This is a genomic window from Variovorax sp. Root318D1, from assembly GCF_001424835.1.
Taxonomy (GTDB): Bacteria; Pseudomonadota; Gammaproteobacteria; order Burkholderiales; family Burkholderiaceae_C; genus Variovorax.
Genome location: NZ_LMCQ01000012.1, coordinates 719,351 through 735,024 on the forward strand (window position 1 = coordinate 719,351; position 15,674 = coordinate 735,024).

12 protein-coding genes are annotated in these 15,674 nt (G+C 67.5%); 10 read left to right on the forward strand and 2 right to left on the reverse strand.

Translation table 11 applies throughout. The features are described from left to right. The first annotated feature begins 31 nt into the window (after positions 1-31). The 9 genes from ASC78_RS13495 (at position 32) to ASC78_RS13535 (ending at position 12,843) form a co-directional block, all read left to right on the forward strand. Complete coding sequence (locus tag ASC78_RS13495) at positions 32-1,849, forward strand: RecQ family ATP-dependent DNA helicase (RefSeq protein WP_082517519.1); 1,818 nt, start codon at positions 32-34, stop codon at positions 1,847-1,849. Continuing rightward, positions 1,849-3,174 (forward strand): lytic murein transglycosylase, encoded by a 1,326-nt coding sequence (locus tag ASC78_RS13500; protein ID WP_055801913.1) that lies wholly within the window; start codon positions 1,849-1,851, stop codon positions 3,172-3,174. Before ASC78_RS13495 ends, ASC78_RS13500 begins: the two co-directional genes overlap by 1 nt. A gap of 108 nt (positions 3,175-3,282) precedes the next feature. Beyond that, positions 3,283-4,542 carry a putative Na+/H+ antiporter gene (locus ASC78_RS13505; RefSeq protein WP_055801917.1) on the forward strand — a complete coding sequence of 420 codons (1,260 nt, stop codon included), beginning with the start codon at positions 3,283-3,285 and terminating at the stop codon, positions 4,540-4,542. A 44-nt stretch (positions 4,543-4,586) separates the two neighbouring features. Then, positions 4,587-6,260, forward strand: coding sequence for a hypothetical protein (locus ASC78_RS13510; protein WP_055801920.1), 1,674 nt, complete (start codon positions 4,587-4,589; stop codon positions 6,258-6,260). 36 nt (positions 6,261-6,296) lie between these two features. After that, positions 6,297-6,884: a helix-turn-helix domain-containing protein gene (locus tag ASC78_RS13515; protein WP_055801921.1), complete on the forward strand. Its 588-nt coding sequence runs from the start codon at positions 6,297-6,299 to the stop codon at positions 6,882-6,884. Continuing rightward, positions 6,881-7,423 carry a GNAT family N-acetyltransferase gene (locus ASC78_RS13520; protein ID WP_157634443.1) on the forward strand — a complete coding sequence of 181 codons (543 nt, stop codon included), beginning with the start codon at positions 6,881-6,883 and terminating at the stop codon, positions 7,421-7,423. The genes ASC78_RS13515 and ASC78_RS13520 overlap by 4 nt, the downstream gene beginning before the upstream one ends. 70 nt (positions 7,424-7,493) lie before the next feature. Continuing rightward, entirely contained in the window at positions 7,494-10,745 is a 3,252-nt protein-coding gene (locus tag ASC78_RS13525) for a CapA family protein (RefSeq protein ID WP_200934303.1), read from the forward strand. Beyond that, complete coding sequence (locus ASC78_RS13530; protein ID WP_235505082.1) at positions 10,742-11,716, forward strand: alpha/beta hydrolase family protein; 975 nt, start codon at positions 10,742-10,744, stop codon at positions 11,714-11,716. Before ASC78_RS13525 ends, ASC78_RS13530 begins: the two co-directional genes overlap by 4 nt. Before the next feature lie 89 nt (positions 11,717-11,805). Continuing rightward, positions 11,806-12,843, forward strand: a complete 1,038-nt coding sequence (locus ASC78_RS13535; RefSeq protein WP_235505089.1) for an aldose epimerase family protein — start codon at positions 11,806-11,808, stop codon at positions 12,841-12,843. Here the strand turns inward: ASC78_RS13535 and ASC78_RS13540 are convergent. Further along, on the reverse strand, positions 12,840-13,793 hold the full coding sequence (locus ASC78_RS13540) for an SMP-30/gluconolactonase/LRE family protein (RefSeq protein WP_055801929.1): 954 nt from the start codon (positions 13,791-13,793) through the stop codon (positions 12,840-12,842). The two genes, ASC78_RS13535 and ASC78_RS13540, sit on opposite strands and share 4 nt — an antisense overlap. A gap of 136 nt (positions 13,794-13,929) precedes the next feature. Here ASC78_RS13540 and ASC78_RS13545 point away from each other — a divergent pair, with 136 nt between their 5' ends. Then, a complete protein-coding gene (locus ASC78_RS13545; protein ID WP_055801932.1) occupies positions 13,930-14,706 on the forward strand; it encodes an SDR family NAD(P)-dependent oxidoreductase in 777 nt (258 codons plus the stop codon). Here ASC78_RS13545 and ASC78_RS13550 read toward each other — a convergent pair whose 3' ends face one another. Further along, a complete protein-coding gene (locus ASC78_RS13550) occupies positions 14,707-15,666 on the reverse strand; it encodes a LysR family transcriptional regulator (protein WP_055801935.1) in 960 nt (319 codons plus the stop codon). Between the last annotated feature and the right edge of the window lie 8 nt (positions 15,667-15,674).

The following is a 15,674-nucleotide window of genomic DNA, read 5'->3' on the forward strand; positions in this document are numbered from 1 at the left end:
GAGCGTCGGGCCTGAGTGGCCACCCGCGCGGATGAGCCCGCAAACTCCACGGGGATCTCCTGCTCATTCGCATGGAGCCGCCACGGCCCGACACGGGCGCAGCCGGTCCCATGCAACCGAATCCGATGTGGACCGGGTGCTTCGCGACGTGTTCGGCCATGAGCGGCTGCGACCCGGGCAACGCCGCGTGATCGACCGTGTGGTGGCGGGTGAATCGACGCTGGCCGTCATGCCCACGGGCGCCGGAAAATCGCTTTGCTACCAGGTGCCCGCGGTGCTGGCGCCTGGGCAGACCGTGGTGGTTTCGCCGTTGATCGCGCTCATGAAGGACCAGTGCGAAAAGCTCGAAGCCAACGGCGTGCGCGCCGTGCAGCTGAACAGCCAGTGCTCCGCCGATGAGATCGAGGCCGCGGAGAAGGCCATTGCCGACGGCACCGCACGCGTGGTCTTCAGCACGCCGGAGCGATTGGCCGATGCGGCCTTCCTGCAACTGCTGCAGCGGCGGTCCACGTCGCTGCTGGTGGTGGACGAGGCGCATTGCATCTCGCAGTGGGGGCACGACTTCCGGCCCGCGTTTCTCGAGATCGGTGCAGCGGTTCGCGCCTTGCGCAACCCGGTGGTGCTGGCGCTCACGGCCACTGCCAACGATGAGGTGGCCGAAGAGATCATGCAGAAGCTCGGCATTCCACGCACCGGCCTGATCGACACCGGCGCCTATCGGCCCAACCTGCATTACGCCGTCGAGCCCGCGATGCGCGAGGAGGACAAACTGCGACGTGCGCTTGCGCTGGTGAAGGGTCTGCAGGGAAGCGGCATCGTCTACACCGCGACCGTGAAAGCGGCCGAGGCGCTCTTTGCCAAGCTGGTCGGCACCGGCGAATCCGTCGGCCTGTACCACGGCAAGCTGCGCGCGGGTGAGCGGCACGAAGCACAAGACGCCTTCATGGCTGCAAGTCTTCGCATGATGGTCGCCACCAACGCATTCGGCATGGGCATCGACAAGCCCGACATCCGCTTCGTGCTGCATTACCAGATGCCGTCGAGCCTGGACGCCTATTACCAGGAGACGGGCCGTGCCGGCCGCGATGGCGAGCGCGCGGATTGCGTGCTGCTCTACCTGCGGCAAGACAAAGCCGTGCAGCAGTTCTTCCTGGCCGGCTGGCTGCCCGAGGCGGCCGAGCTGCGCGCCCTGCAGCAGGTCTTGTCGAGTGCGCCGCCTGATGCGCGGCCGGGCTGGTCGGCGGCGGAGCTCCAGCAGCGAGCGCACCTTCCGCGCGGCAAGCTCCGCGTGTTGCTGAGCCTGTTGCGGCAGGAGGGCCTGGTGGAGCGCGACGGCGATGGATTGCTGCGTTGGGGCAAGAACCCACCCCTCGAAGACGCCCAGCTCGACGCCTTGTTGAAAGACCATCGTGAAAAGCGCGAGCAGGATCGCGAGGCGCTGGAGCGCATGACCTTCTACGCGACCACCGGCATGTGCCGCTGGCAGGTGCTGCTGTCGGGTCTCGGCAGCGATGAGCTCGCGGCGCGCTGCGGTGCCTGCGACAACTGCGTGCGGCTTGCAAGGCATGAGCGCGAGCAGGCCGCGCAAGCGCAGGTTTCAGAGGCGGATGCGGCGCAGGCGCCACCGCCGCGCGTGGCGTTTGCACGTGGCGCTTCCGTCCGCGTTCCACGCTACGGCGTCGGCAGCGTGGTGGGCGCCGATGCGGTTTCGGTCACCATCGAATTCGCCGACGGAAGCCAGCGTTGTTTCCAGCCCGAATTCGTGCGCCCCGTGCCCGCCCGGCAGACCCGCCAGGCAAGAGCAGCGTCTCGTAACAGCGTGCGCGAGCCAGCGGTGAGAATCGATTGATGCATTCATCCAGCATCACCTTCTCGCGGCGTGGCCTGTTCGCGCTCCTCGCCGTGTCGGCGGCCATGGCCGCGCTACTGGCGGGCTGCGCGTCCGCTCCATCGACACTGGCCACTCCAGGCACCAAGCCGAAGGAATCGACAACAGCGGTACGGCCCGCGCCGACCGTGCCAAAACAGGCCGCCCCGGACGACGCGGCGATCGAGCCGCGGTTCGCCAAGTGGGTTGCAGATTTCCGCATCACCGCGCGCGCGCAAGGCATCAGCGAGGCCACGCTGCGAAGCGCGTTCGACCAGGTCCAGTACCTGCCGCGCGTCATCGAACTCGATCGCGCGCAGCCCGAGTTCACGCGCACCACCTGGGACTATCTCGACAACGCAGTCACGCCCCAGCGCGTAACCACCGGACAGGACAAGTTGCAGCAGGTGCGAGCCGAAGCCGATGCGGCCGCGGCGCGCTACGGCGTTCCGCCCGCCGTGGTGGTCGCCATCTGGGGCATGGAAAGCAACTACGGCGGCAACTACGGCAACACCCCCGTCGTCGACGCGCTGGCAACGCTCGGCTTCGAAGGGCGGCGCGAAGACTGGGCTCGCCACGAGCTGCTTGCAGCGCTGAAGATTCTCGACAGCGGCGACATCGCGCGCGAACGCATGATCGGCTCCTGGGCCGGCGCCATGGGCCAGACGCAGTTCCTGCCGTCGAACTTCCTGGCCTATGCGGTCGATGCCGATGGCGATGGGCGGCGCGACATCTGGGGCAGCATGCCCGACGTCGTCGCGTCGACCGCGAACTTTCTCGTTCGTTCGGGCTGGCAGGCGGGCGCGCCCTGGGGCGTCGAGGTGCAGTTGCCGGCGGGCTTCGACTACGGGCGTGCCGACATGGCCGTGCGCCAGCCCAGCGCGCAATGGGCGGCCGAGGGGCTGCGCGCCATCGACGGCCAGCCGCTGCCCGAACTGGCCGACGCCAGCGTGCTGCTGCCCGCGGGCGCACGCGGTCCGGCCTTCCTGGTCGGGCCCAACTTTCGTGCCGTCCTGCGCTACAACAACTCGACCAACTACGCGCTCGCCGTGAGCCTGCTTGCGCAGCGCCTGGGCGGTGGGCCGGGCGTGCAGGCGCCGTGGCCAAGAGACACGGCAGCGCTTTCGCGCAGCCAGGTGGTCGAGCTGCAGACCGCGCTCAGTCAACGCGGCTTTGCGACCGGCGCGGCCGATGGCGTGATGGGTCCCGCCACCCGCGAGGGGCTGCGCCGCTACCAGCGCAGCGTCGGCTTGCCCGCGGACGGGTATCCGAGCGCGGAGCTGCTGCTGCGGCTGCAACAGCCGTAGCGCTCGCCAGCTAAACTGGGACCGGGTGCGGAGCCGCTTGTTTTTTCAAGTGGTCTCGCAGGTTCATGCGATGGTCGGGCCGCCTCGCGGACCTGCTACGCCCATCTCATGCAAGAACCCGTCATCCAGTACATCGCCGCAGCCATCTTTGCGGTGGCCCTTGTCCACACCTTTGCCGCCAAGCAGTTCGAGCGGCTGTCGCATCGCTTTCCCCGCCACGCCGGCCTGTTCCACCTGCTGGGCGAGGTCGAGGTCGTCTTCGGGTTCTGGGCCATCGTGCTCGTGCTTGCCATGGGCCTGGTGGTCGGGGGCGAAGACGCGCTCGGCTATGCGGAGTCGCGCAACTACACCGAACCGCTGTTCGTTTTCGTCGTGATGGTGGTGGCGGCCTCGCGGCCCGTGCTGCGCACGGTCATGTCGGGGGTGGCTATCGTCGCCCGGGTACTGCCGCTGCCGACGCCGGTTGCCGCGGCATGGCTTGGGCTCGCAGTGGTTCCGCTGCTGGGATCGTTGGTCACCGAGCCGGCCGCCATGACGATTGCGGCGCTGATGCTCGCACCCCAGATTTTCAAGCCGCAGCTGCCCGAGCCAGTCAAGTACCTGGCACTCGGCGTGCTGTTCGTGAACGTGTCGATCGGCGGCACCCTCACGTCCTATGCCGCGCCACCGGTGCTGATGGTGGCTTCGACCTGGCAGTGGGACAGCGCCTTCATGTTGGCCACATTCGGCTGGAAGGCCGCCGTGGCCGTCATCATCAATGCCACCGTGGCGACCTTCGTATTGCGCAAGCATCTGATCGCCGCGCCGGCCGTGGATGCAACGCCGGCTGAAGACCCCGTACCCGCGACCGTCGCACTGACGCACCTGGTATTGCTTGCGGGCATCGTGCTGTTCGCGCATCATCCGGTGGCCTTCCTCGGCCTGTTCCTGATGTTCCTCGGCTTCGCCCAAGCTTATGAGCGCCACCAGAGCCCGTTGATCATCAAGGAGGCGCTGCTCGTCGGCTTCTTTCTTGCCGGGCTGGTGGTGCTCGGCGGCATGCAGCGCTGGTGGCTCGAGCCAGTGGTCTCCAGCTTGGAGCCGCTGGCCCTGTTTTTTGGTGCGCTGGGCCTCACGGCCATCACCGACAACGCGGCGCTCACCTACCTTGGCTCGCTGATCGCGACCATCTCGGAAGAGTCGAAATACATGCTCGTGGCCGGCGCGGTCGCGGGGGGCGGACTGACCGTGATTGCCAACGCACCCAATCCCGCAGGCGTTGCGCTTCTGAAGCGCGGCTTCTCCGACGAGACCATCGGCGCCGGCGGACTGCTGTTGGGCGCGCTCGGGCCCACGGCCGTTGCGGCGGCGGCATTCATGCTTTTGTAGAGGCAGCCACGCGCTGGGCGCGGAAGGAAGGAGACGACAGGAACATGCGCACGTTCTCTCGCACCGGAATTGCCGCAGCCGCGGTGCTCGCGTCTTTGGCCGTCGGCGGCTGCGCTTCGCATGGAGATGCGGTTCCTGTTTCCGTCAGTGCAAGGCCGGAGCCGCCGGCCACCGATTGCCGCGCGTGGGTCGGCGCCGACCGCAACCACGAACTGCCCGGCTACCGTTTGCTGCAAACCAATGGCCGGACCGTGTGCGTGCCGCTTGGCGTCAACGCCTATCGTCCGCCCGCAGGGTATGCCGCAGGCGACTACTACGTCGAAGAGTTCACCGATGCGCGCCTGAAGGAGCGCTGGCGCGCATGCAAGGCCGACGCCGCCTGCTTCGCGCGCATCGATGCGCAGATGCAGCGCTGGCTGCCGCCGAACAAGGCGCGTTCGACGCGATCGACCGGCACGGTCGATCCTTCGGGGAGGATCGATCCAGAGGGTCCCGTGGATCTGCGGCAGATCCGTCGTCCCGCCTTCTTCGCGAGGGCGCCTTACTCAGAAGGCATTGCGCGCGCCGATGCCAGCACCTTCGTCGTCGAGTTCACCGTGCCGCGCGACACCTTCGAGCGCATCGACCTGAAGATGACCGACCCGGTCAAGCTGCGCGGCTGGTACATCGAAGGCCGCGGCGTCGACGACGGCAAGGGCGGCAAGACGCGCGCGCTGGTGGTGATGGCGCCGGGCGGCGGCGGGCAGCTCACCGCGATCCAGCACCCCGACGAGAAGGCCTACCGCATCGACCCGGCAACCGGCAAGACGGTCGACTTCCGGTTTCCGAACGCCACGACGGAAACGATGGGCCAGCGCTGGTGGCGCGCGAACCTCGATGCGCTGAACCATGCGGGCTTCGACGTGCTGGCCTACGATCGGCGAGGCGAGGGCATCTCGGGTGGCTTCAGCGACACGAATACGCTGGAGCAGGGCGAGGACGTCTTTCGCGTGCTGGCGCAGTTCGACAGCGGCAACGGACTGCGGGTTCTCACGCCCGACGGCCGCGTGCTCGAAGGCAGGGACGCCGCCGGCAAGCTGCTCGGCGGCATGGGCTCGACGCGCATTCCGATCCTGCTCGGCGGCTATTCGCGCGGCTCGATGTCCACCGCATGGGCCATGGCCAAGAATTTCTCGGGCTCGTGCAGCTACGACATGCCGGTGCCCGAGTGCGTGCCGCCCAAAGGACTCTCGAACATCAAGGGCGCCATCCTGCTGTCTTCGTTTGCCAGCGGCGCGGGCTACGTGCCATCGTCGCCCGACCTGGCTGACCGCAACCTGTTTCTCGGCGGCATGGCGGCGGACCATCACATCGTGTTCTATCCGAACTCGGCACCCCTCGCGGGCATGCACACGTGGCCGGCCGCATTCTTCGGCAAGGGCCTGTGGGACCGCGCGGAAACGCTGCAAGGCACTGTCGCCGCCTACGACCGCATCCGCGGTGCGCGCGAGATCGTGGTGGCCCGCGGTCCGCATTCGATCGAGACCTGGCCCGAGACCGACCGGCAGTACCTTCGCGAGCGGATGGTTGCCTTCGCCAAGGTGGCGATTGCGGGCGGTATCAGCGTGCCGGGCGCTAAGCCATGGTCCAACCTCAAGGAGCTGGTCGCGACCACGCCCGACTCGTGGGAGCCTTCATCGAAACCCCGAGGCGACCCAGCGGCAAATAGCCGGCCTTGACTTTGCATCCATGATGTTGGACATTTATCCGACATCATGGAAACAACCACACAGAGCCTGAACGAACGCATCGCGCAGCGAGTGCGAGACCTGCGCGCCGACCGCGGCCTTTCTCTCGACGCGCTGGCCGGGCATTGCGGGGTCAGCCGCTCGATGATCTCGCTTATCGAGCGGGGCGAAAGCAGCCCGACGGCGGTGCTGCTCGAAAAATTGGCGACGGGCCTCGGTGTCCCGCTGGCCTCGTTGTTCGAGGCACCTCGGCCCGAAGCCGGCCCTGTATCCCGCCTGGCCGACCAGCCGCAATGGCGCGATCCGCATTCGGGCTATGTGCGTCGGAACGTGTCGCCCGGCGGCACCGCATCGCCGATTCACATCGTCGAAGTGCTGTTTCCACCCAAGGCGCGCGTGGCCTACGAAACCGGCGCGCGGGAACCCCAGGTTCACCAGCAGGTATGGGTGCTCGAAGGAAGCATCGAAGTCACCGTCGGCGAAGACCACCATCGGCTCGGCGCGGGCGACTGCCTGGCACTGGTGCTCGACCGCCCCATGAGCTACTACAACCCCACCCGGCAGGCCGCACGCTATGCCGTCGTGATTGCAACCGCGCCCTCTTCGTGGAGATGACATTGACGACCGACGCCGAAACCCTTGCGCCACGCATTCGCGTTCTTTCCAGCGTCGACGACGCGCATGCCCGCCAGCTGGCCGACGTGCTCGTCGATTGCGTGGAGGGCGGCGCTTCGGTCAGCTTCATGCTGCCGCTGACCCGCGAGCGCGCTTGGGCGTTCTGGCGCCGCGTGGGAGGGGGCGTGGCGCGCGGCGACCGTCTGCTGCTGGTGGCCGAAGACTCGCAGGGCATCGTCGGAACCGTGCAGCTCCTGCTCGAAATGCCGGAGAACCAGCCGCATCGCGCCGAAGTGGCAAAGATGCTCGTGCACCGCCGCGCCAGGCGCCAGGGTCTCGGTGCGATGCTCATGCAAGCCGCCGAGCAGCTCGGCCGCGAACGCGGAAAGACCTTGCTCGTGCTCGACACGTCCAGTGCCGAGGCCGAGCGGCTGTATGCCCGTCTGGGCTGGACGCGCGTTGGCGTGATCCCGGACTTTGCATTGCTGCCGGACGGCGGGCCGTGCGACACCACCTACTTTTATCGCGCGCTGGTCTAGCGCGTGGCGCCACAAATGAGGTAACCCGGGATTTGCGGACGCGGCGCAGCCTGTCATCATTCCAGGCTGCATGACCCAAGAACCGACGCCCCTCATCGATCTGTTGTTGAATCGCGCCAAGCAGGTTTTGGCGGGCACGGGCGGCACGCTGCAGTGCGCCGCCGCCACGCCCGAAGCCGGCTGCGTGGTGTTCATTGCCCTCGGCGACCATGCGAGCCGCGCACGCGTGGTCGTGGGACGCGGAGGCAGCGCCGAGGAAGCCTGGCGCGAGGCATGCAGTTCGGCGCTCGCACTTGTCCAGCGCATCGGCATGCAGCCCAGCCGCGTGCGCGTGGAGCTCGTCGAACAGGTCGAGGCCATGGCCTGGGGCGTGCTGAAGGCCCGCCTCTCGCGGACCAAGCGCAACTACTTCAACCAGGGCCTGTCGTTCGACGCGAAGTTCGAAGTGGCGCTGCTCGCGCAGGAGATCAACGGCAGCGCGATCTTCTACAACGGCACCGTGGAGCACGCGGAGCCCAACCCCGGCAACCTGCGCCTGCATGCCCGGAGGCGCTTCGGCGCCGAGACCGATTTTCCGTCCGACGATGCGGCGCCGGTGTGGTGCTTTGCGACCCGGGGCGCCTATGCCGATGCCCAGGGTGTCTGGTCGCTCACGGCCAAGGGGCAGGCTGCAGGCTATCGCCGGCTGGACGACTGGGGTGCGAGGCCGGTCCGTGCCATGGTCGACACGGCAAGCGACTATCTCGCCGCGCAGGTCAAGCCCACGGGCGAGTTCCACTACGGCTGGTTCCCGTGCTTCGACCGCGCGATTCCCACCTACAACACCCTGCGCCACGCCAGCTCGACCTATGCGCTGCTCGAAGCCTGGGAGCTGACCCGCAGCGAGGCGCAGAAGGCGGCCATCGACCGATCGCTCGGCTTCCTCACGGCGCGGCTCATCCGCCAGGCCGAGCTGCCGGACGGCACCCGCGCCGCCTATCTGCTCGACGTCGGCCATGAGATCAAGCTCGGCGGCAATGCGGTGTGTCTGCTGGCTTTCGTCAAATACACGGAGCTCACGGGCGACACGCAGTACCTGCCGCTCATGGAGCAACTCGCGCTCGGGATCCAGGCCATGCAAGACCCGGCGAGCGGGCGCTTCGTCCACGTGCTCAACCATCCGGCGCTGGACGTGAAGGATGCGTTCCGCGTCATCTACTACGACGGGGAAGCGGCGTTCGGCCTCATGCGCCTCTACGGTCTCACGCGCGATCCGCGCTGGCTCGCGATCGTCGAGAAAGCCTTCGACCATTTCATTGCCGCGGAGCACTGGCGCGCGCACGACCATTGGCTGAGCTATTGCGTCAACGAGCTGACGCGCCATCGGCCCGAAACGCGCTACTACCGCTTCGGCCTGCAGAACGTGGCCGACTACCTGGACTTCGTGCTCGAGCGCATCACCACCTTTCCGACGCTGCTGGAGCTGATGATGGCCGCGCGGGACATGGTGGCGCGGCTTGCCGCCGACCCCGCGCTGAGCCCACTGCTGGAAGGCTTCGACCGCGGCAAGTTCGACCGCGCGCTCGAGCACCGGGCTCGCTACCTGGCCAACGGCTATTTCTGGCCCGAGCTGGCGATGTTCTTCCGCAACCCGGACCGTATTGCCGGCTCGTTCTTCATCAAGCACCACAGCTTTCGCGTGCGCATCGATGACGTGGAGCACTACCTCTCGGGCTACGTGTCCTACCTCAAATTCCTGCAATCGCGGGAGAGCGAACGCGCCCGCGATGACGCCGCTCATGCGGATGGAAACACAGCCGTGGCAGTAGTCGTGGCATGGGGCGGCGACGTCAACCTCGGCCGCAGGCAGCACTACCGGACGCGGCAACTCGGCGTGCCCTCGGTGCTCGGCGGCGTGCCGGTGCTGGCCGAGGCGGACCTGCGTATCGCCAATCTCGAATGCGTGGTTGCGTGCAGCGGCGAGCAGGGGGTGCCGAAAGGCGAGACCGGTCCCCACTACTACCGCGCGCGACCCGAAATGCTGCGCGTGCTTGCCGAGGCCGGCATCGACGTGGTGGCCACCGCAAACAACCACAGCGGCGATTACGGTGCCGAGGCGCTCGCGGAGCAGGCGGGCCTGCTCGACGCCGCGGGCATCGGGCACGCAGGCTCCGGTCCGTCCCTGGATGCCGCGCTCACGCCCGTGCTGCGGCGCGCAGGCCACCTGAACGTGGCGATCTTCGCCGTCGACGCCACGCAGCGGCGCTTTGCCGCTGGCAAAACCAAGGCCGGCAATGCGTACTTGCCGCTGTCATCGCCTTCCGAATGGACGGCATGTCTCGCGCCCCGCATCGCCGCCGCGCGCGACAAAGCCCACGTGGTGCTGGTGGCCGTGCATTGGGGCAGGAACCGGGAGCCTCGCCCCGGCGATGAAGAGATCGCCGCGGGCCACGCCATCATCGAAGCCGGCGCCGACGCGGTGCTGGGTGCTTCGGCACATGTGGTTCAGGGCGTTGAGATCCACAAGGGCAGGCCCATCATTCATGATGCTGGCGACCTGCTGTTCGATGCCATCGGCCGCGGCAGCAAGGACTGCGATGAAAGCGGCGTGTTCTCGTTGCACCTGGGCGCCGAAGGCGTGCGGCGCGTGGAGTTCACGCCAATCGCCACAGAATTCGGCCAGACGCTGCAGCTCGAAGGCGAACGGGCGCTGGCAGCGGCTGACCGCTTTCAGCAGAAATCCGCCTCGCTCGGCTCCCATTTCACATGCGCACCCGACGGCCGGTGCACGCTCGACCTGCACCCGCCCGCCAGAGCGCCAAAGCCATTGCAAATCCTGCCATTGGCAGTGCGCAAGTTCGATGCGATCCAGCCTCTGATGCAGCCGCGGGAAGAATGGCTGGCAACGATGGTTCCGATCGAAGCGGCGCTCGCACAGCCTCTGTCATTGGGACCGCTGCGGCTCCTTGGCGTGCGGACCACGCCATCGGCCATGGCGGGCCGGGCCATGCTGTATGTCGAGACCTTCTGGCAGATCGACGAGACGACCGGCACCGACTGGCGGCTCGACATCCGTGCCGTGCCGCCAGCGCCGGCCACCATGCCGACCTGGGGCGTCGCGATGGACCACGACCCCTGCGACTGGATGTGGCCCACCAGCCGCTGGCAGCCCGGCCGCATCTATCGCGACTTTCATGGCCTGCGGCCACCCGTTGCCGAACGGCTGCACGATGCGCAACTCCAGATCGAGATCGGCCTGGTGGGTGCTGCCGGCCGGGTGGACCGTGTCCCGCTGCCGAGGCATGTTTCTTTCGCGGCGCGGCCGGACCGTGTGGCGGCATGACGCGCGAGAACGTCACCTCCAACGGAACCGAAGGCGTGATGGCCGGGCGCTGGAGGCTCGTTCCCTTCGCGTTGCTGGCGCTGGCGCAGACCGCATGTGCGCAGCGCGGCGGCCCGGAGCCGCAGCCACAGCCCCCCGCGCTTGCAGCCGGCGGCGCAACGCTGCAATGGAACCAGCCCGCCGTGCGCGCCAACTGCCCCGACCGCACCGGCTACCTGTGGGTGCAGCCGGTCGAAGGGCCGGCTTGCATCCGGTACTTTGCAAGCAGCGACATCGACGACGCGCGCATGGCCATCGTGCAGTTTTCGGGCGACCGCGACGGGGTCATGAACCAGGCGCCCACGCGCATTCCCGGCAACACCGAGGCACTGCGCATGCTCGATGCCCAGCGCAGCCGCGATCGCGCGGGCGTGCCGTGGATCTTCATGGCGCGGCCCGGCACCTACGGCTCATCGGGCGACCACCGCAAGCGCCGCGAACTGGCTGAGTTCCACGCGCTCGATGCGGCGCTCGACGCGCTGATGCAGCGGCATCGGATCGAGCGCATCGTGATCATCGGCCACAGTGGCGGCGCCACCGCGGGCGCGGCGCTGCTCACGCTTGGCCGCACGCGCATCGCCTGCGCGGTGCTGACCTCCGGCGCCTACGGCCTTCTGGAGCGTGCACGCCGGCTGGGGCAATCGCGCGACGGCCGTAGCGACACCACCGGCAGCATGCAGTTCTACGATCCGCTCGACCACATCGACGGCATTGCGCGCGATCCGCTGCGGCGCATCGTGCTCGTCGGCAATCGCGACGACCGGAACACGCCTTTCGATTTGCAGGAGCGTTTTGCCGATGCCGTGGCCAAGGCCGGCCATCGCGTGGAAGTCCAGACTCACGCAGCCGAGCCGCCGCAAAATCACGACCTGACGGACCGCATCGGCCTCAAGACCGCATCGCTCTGCGCACGCGAAGCCATGCTTCAATAACAACGGAAAACCTCAAGACAATGCCATTGCCGAACAGCAGCACCACCAGCCACCCCGCGCCCCGCATCGCCACCCACGAGTTCGGCCGCATGCCCGATGGGCGCGCCGTGACCGAATACAGGCTCGACAATGGCCGCGGCCTCTGCCTCAGCGCCATCAACCTGGGCGGCATCGTCACCGCATTGCAGGTGCCCGACCGGCATGGGCAAAGCGGCAACGTCGTGCTGGGCCTGCGCACGCTGGAGGATTACCTGAAGCCGCATCCGCACTTGGGCACCATCGTCGGCCGCTACGCCAACCGCATCGCGGGCGGGCGCTTCTCGCTCGATGGCGTGGCGCATCAGCTTCCACTGAACAACGGCGCCAACTCGCTGCATGGCGGGCACCAGGGCTTTGGCACGCGCTACTGGCAGATCGATGCAGTGCCCACACAAAGCGGGGATGGCGATGAGGTCGCCATCGACCTCCGCTACACCAGCGCCGACGGCGAAGAGGGCTTTCCCGGCGAGGTTCAAGTGACCGTGCGCTATGCGCTAAGCACCATCGAAAACGCCTGGCGCATCGACTATCGCGCCGTGAGCGACCGCGCCACGGTGCTGAACCTGAGCCATCACGACTATTTCAACCTGGCGGGCGCCGGCGCCGTGCGCGATCACCGCCTCACGATTCCCGCGAGCCGTTTCTGCCCCGTGGATTCGGGCCTTATTCCACTCGGCTTGGCACCGGTGGCCGGAACCCCGTTCGACTTTCGCGTGCCCACGCCGATCGGCGCGCGCATCGACGATTCGCACGAGCAAGTGCGCGTGGCTGGCGGCTACGACCACAACTGGGTGCTCGACCGCGAGCCCGCCGGCATGGCGCTGGCGGCGCGCCTCGAACACGAGCCCTCAGGGCGCGTGATGGAAGTGCACACGACTGAACCGGCGGTGCAGTTCTACTCGGGCAATTTTCTCGACGGCACTCTTCGCGGCCGAGACGGCGAAAGCTTCAAGCAAGGCGCCGGGCTGTGCCTGGAAACGCAGCACTATCCCGACTCGCCGAACCAGCCGGAGTTTCCTTCGACGGTGCTCCGGCCGGGTGAAGCGTTCAGCAGCACCACGCTGCACCGCTTCGGGATTTCAACCTAAGCCTCGACCGCGGCTGCGCCGAATTCGGCAGCCGGCAGGCCGGGACTCCCGACGCGCACCGAAAACAGCGCGCCGGCCAGCGCCTCCGCCTTCAGTTCTTCATCCGTGAGCCCGCTGCGCGCGGTGGTGATATAGAGCGTGCACAGGTCGTCGCCGCCAAAGGCGCAGTCCGTGACGTTGCTCGCGGGCAGTTCGATGCGGCACAGCTCGGCGGCGCTCACCGGGTCGTGGCAGCTCACGCAATGGCCGCCCCAGCGTGCGATCCACAGCCGCCCGGCCGCGTCGGTCGTCATGCCGTCGGGCAGGCCGTCGCCTTTCGCAAAGCGAAGCCACACGCGCTTGTTGCTCACCGTGCCGGCTGCGCTGTCGAAGTCGTAGGCATACACGCAGCCTTCCACGGTGGCGTTGAAATACATCGTGCGTTCGTCGAGCGACCAGGTCGGCCCGTTGGTCACGGCAAAGCCGTCGTCGTGGCGCGTGCAGCGGCCGTCGGCATCGAAGCGATAGAGCGCGCCCGTTGGAGCCACGCAATCGAAGTCCATGCTGCCGCCCCAGAAGCGGCCCTGCCGGTCGCATTTGCCATCGTTGAAGCGATTGCCGGGCCGGTCGAGTTCCGGCTGGTGCAGGTAGCGCGGCTGCGCGTCCACGGCCGGGTCGAAGTAGGCGAAGCCGCGGCGCAGGGTGACGATCAGCCCCGGCGCATCGGCGCGCTCGGCGAGCGCGGTGATTTCCTCGTCGAATTGCCACGTCTGCCGCGCACCGCCCGCCGGGTCATGGCGGTACAGGCGGCAGCCAAGGATGTCGATCCAGTAGAGCGCCCGTTCGCGCTGCGACCACAGCGTGCCCTCGCCAAGCGTTGCGCCGGCGGGCCAGAGGCACTCGGGTTGGCCGATGACGGTGGGCGCACCCAGGGGTGGGAGGGAGGATTCGGAGCTGCCGTTCTGGGTCATTGTTTTGTGCCTTCGTTGTCTCGGTCCTTGACGCGGCGGATCGTATCAAGGCATATTGATAATAGAAACCAAACTATATGGCATCAAGTGATATTGATTTTGCAATGTCACTGCCAAAGCACTGGAGACCCATACCTTGAAGGATTCCCCGCAGCTTTCGATACATCCCAGCCTGAAGGGACGCACCGTCTTCGTCACCGGCGGCGGCAGCGGCATTGGCGCGGCCATTGTGGCGGCCTTTGCCGCGCAGGGCGCACGCGTGGCGTTCGTCGACATTGCCGAAAGCGCCAGCGCCACTCTCGCGCAGCAGATCGCCGAGCAGGGCCTTGCGGCGCCGTGGTGGCGCACCTGCGACGTGCGCGACATCGGCGCGCTGCAGAAGGCCATCGACGACGCGGCCGCCGAGCTTGGCGACTTCGCCGTGCTGGTCAACAACGTGGCGAGCGACGACCGCCACACGCTCGAATCGGTCACGCCCGACTATTACGACAACCGCATGGCCATCAACGAACGGCCCGCCCTGTTCGCCATCCAGTCGGTGGTGCCGGGCATGCGGCGCCTGGGCTTCGGTTCGGTCGTCAACCTGGGTTCGACGGGTTGGCAGACCAAGGGCTCGGGCTACCCTTGCTATGCCATTGCGAAGTCATCGGTCAATGGCCTCACGCGCGGCCTGGCCGTGGAGTTGGGCAAGGACCGCATCCGCATCAACACCGTATCGCCGGGCTGGGTGATGACCGACCGGCAGGTGAAGCTCTGGCTCGACGACGAGGGCGAGCAGTCGCTCAAGCGCAACCAGTGCCTGCCCGACAAGCTCCTGCCGGAAGACATTGCGCGCATGGTGCTGTTCCTCGCGTCGGACGACGCCAAGATGTGCACCGCGCAAGAGTTCACGGTGGACGCGGGCTGGACCTGATCAGTCCATCTCGAGTTTGCGTCCGTAGACGCTGAGGCTCGCGGTCTTCAGCGCCTTCATCATCACCTTCGCGGCCGGCGACGGCAGCCGGTCGGTGCGGGTGATGATGCCGAAGGCGTCCATGTGGCAGGGCATGTCCAGCGGCAGCAGCGACACGATGCCGTGCGCGGCGTAGTAGCGCGCCACGTCGGAGGCGAGCACGGCCACCATGTCGCTCTGCTGCAGCATGCGCGTGATGAAGAGCAGGGCCGAGCTTTCGATGATGTTGTTCGGCGGCACCAGGCCTTCTTCCTGGAACATCAGCTCGAAGCGGTGGCGCAGCACGCTGCCCGCCGGCGGCACGATCCAGCCGGCGCCCACCACGTCCCGCAGCGTGAGGCCGCTCACGCCCAGGAGCGGATGGCCGGGGCGCACCAGCGCGCACACCGGCTCCTCGGCCAGCGCTTCGTAGCGAAGCTGCGACTTGTCGTGTTCGGCGAAAAGCCGCGCCACCAGGATGTCGAGCTTGCCCTGTTCGAGCCGCTCGATCAGCACCGCGCTGGTCTCGATCTCCAGCGACACGCGCAGGTCGGGCTGCTCGCGCTTCACCATCGCCACCGCCGGCGGCATCAGCGTGAGGCCGGGCGCGGTGATGGCGCCCACGCCCACCTGGCCGAAGCGGCCCGCTTTCAGCGCGGTGAGCTCGTCGTGCGCCTGGTTCAGGCTGGCCAGCGCCACGCGGGCATGGCGAATCATGGTTTCGCCGTACCAGGTGGGGCGCATGCCGCGCGGCAGCCGGTCGAACAGCGGCACCTCCAGCACGTCTTCCAGGTCTTTCAGCAGCTTGGAGGCGGCGGGCTGGGTCATGTTGAGCACCTGCGCCGCGCGGTGGATGTTGCCTTCCTCCGCCAAGGCCACCAGCAAAAGCAGCTGCCGGGTCTTGAGGCGGGCCCGGATGAACCAGTGGTTGTAGTTGGTCATGTCTCGTG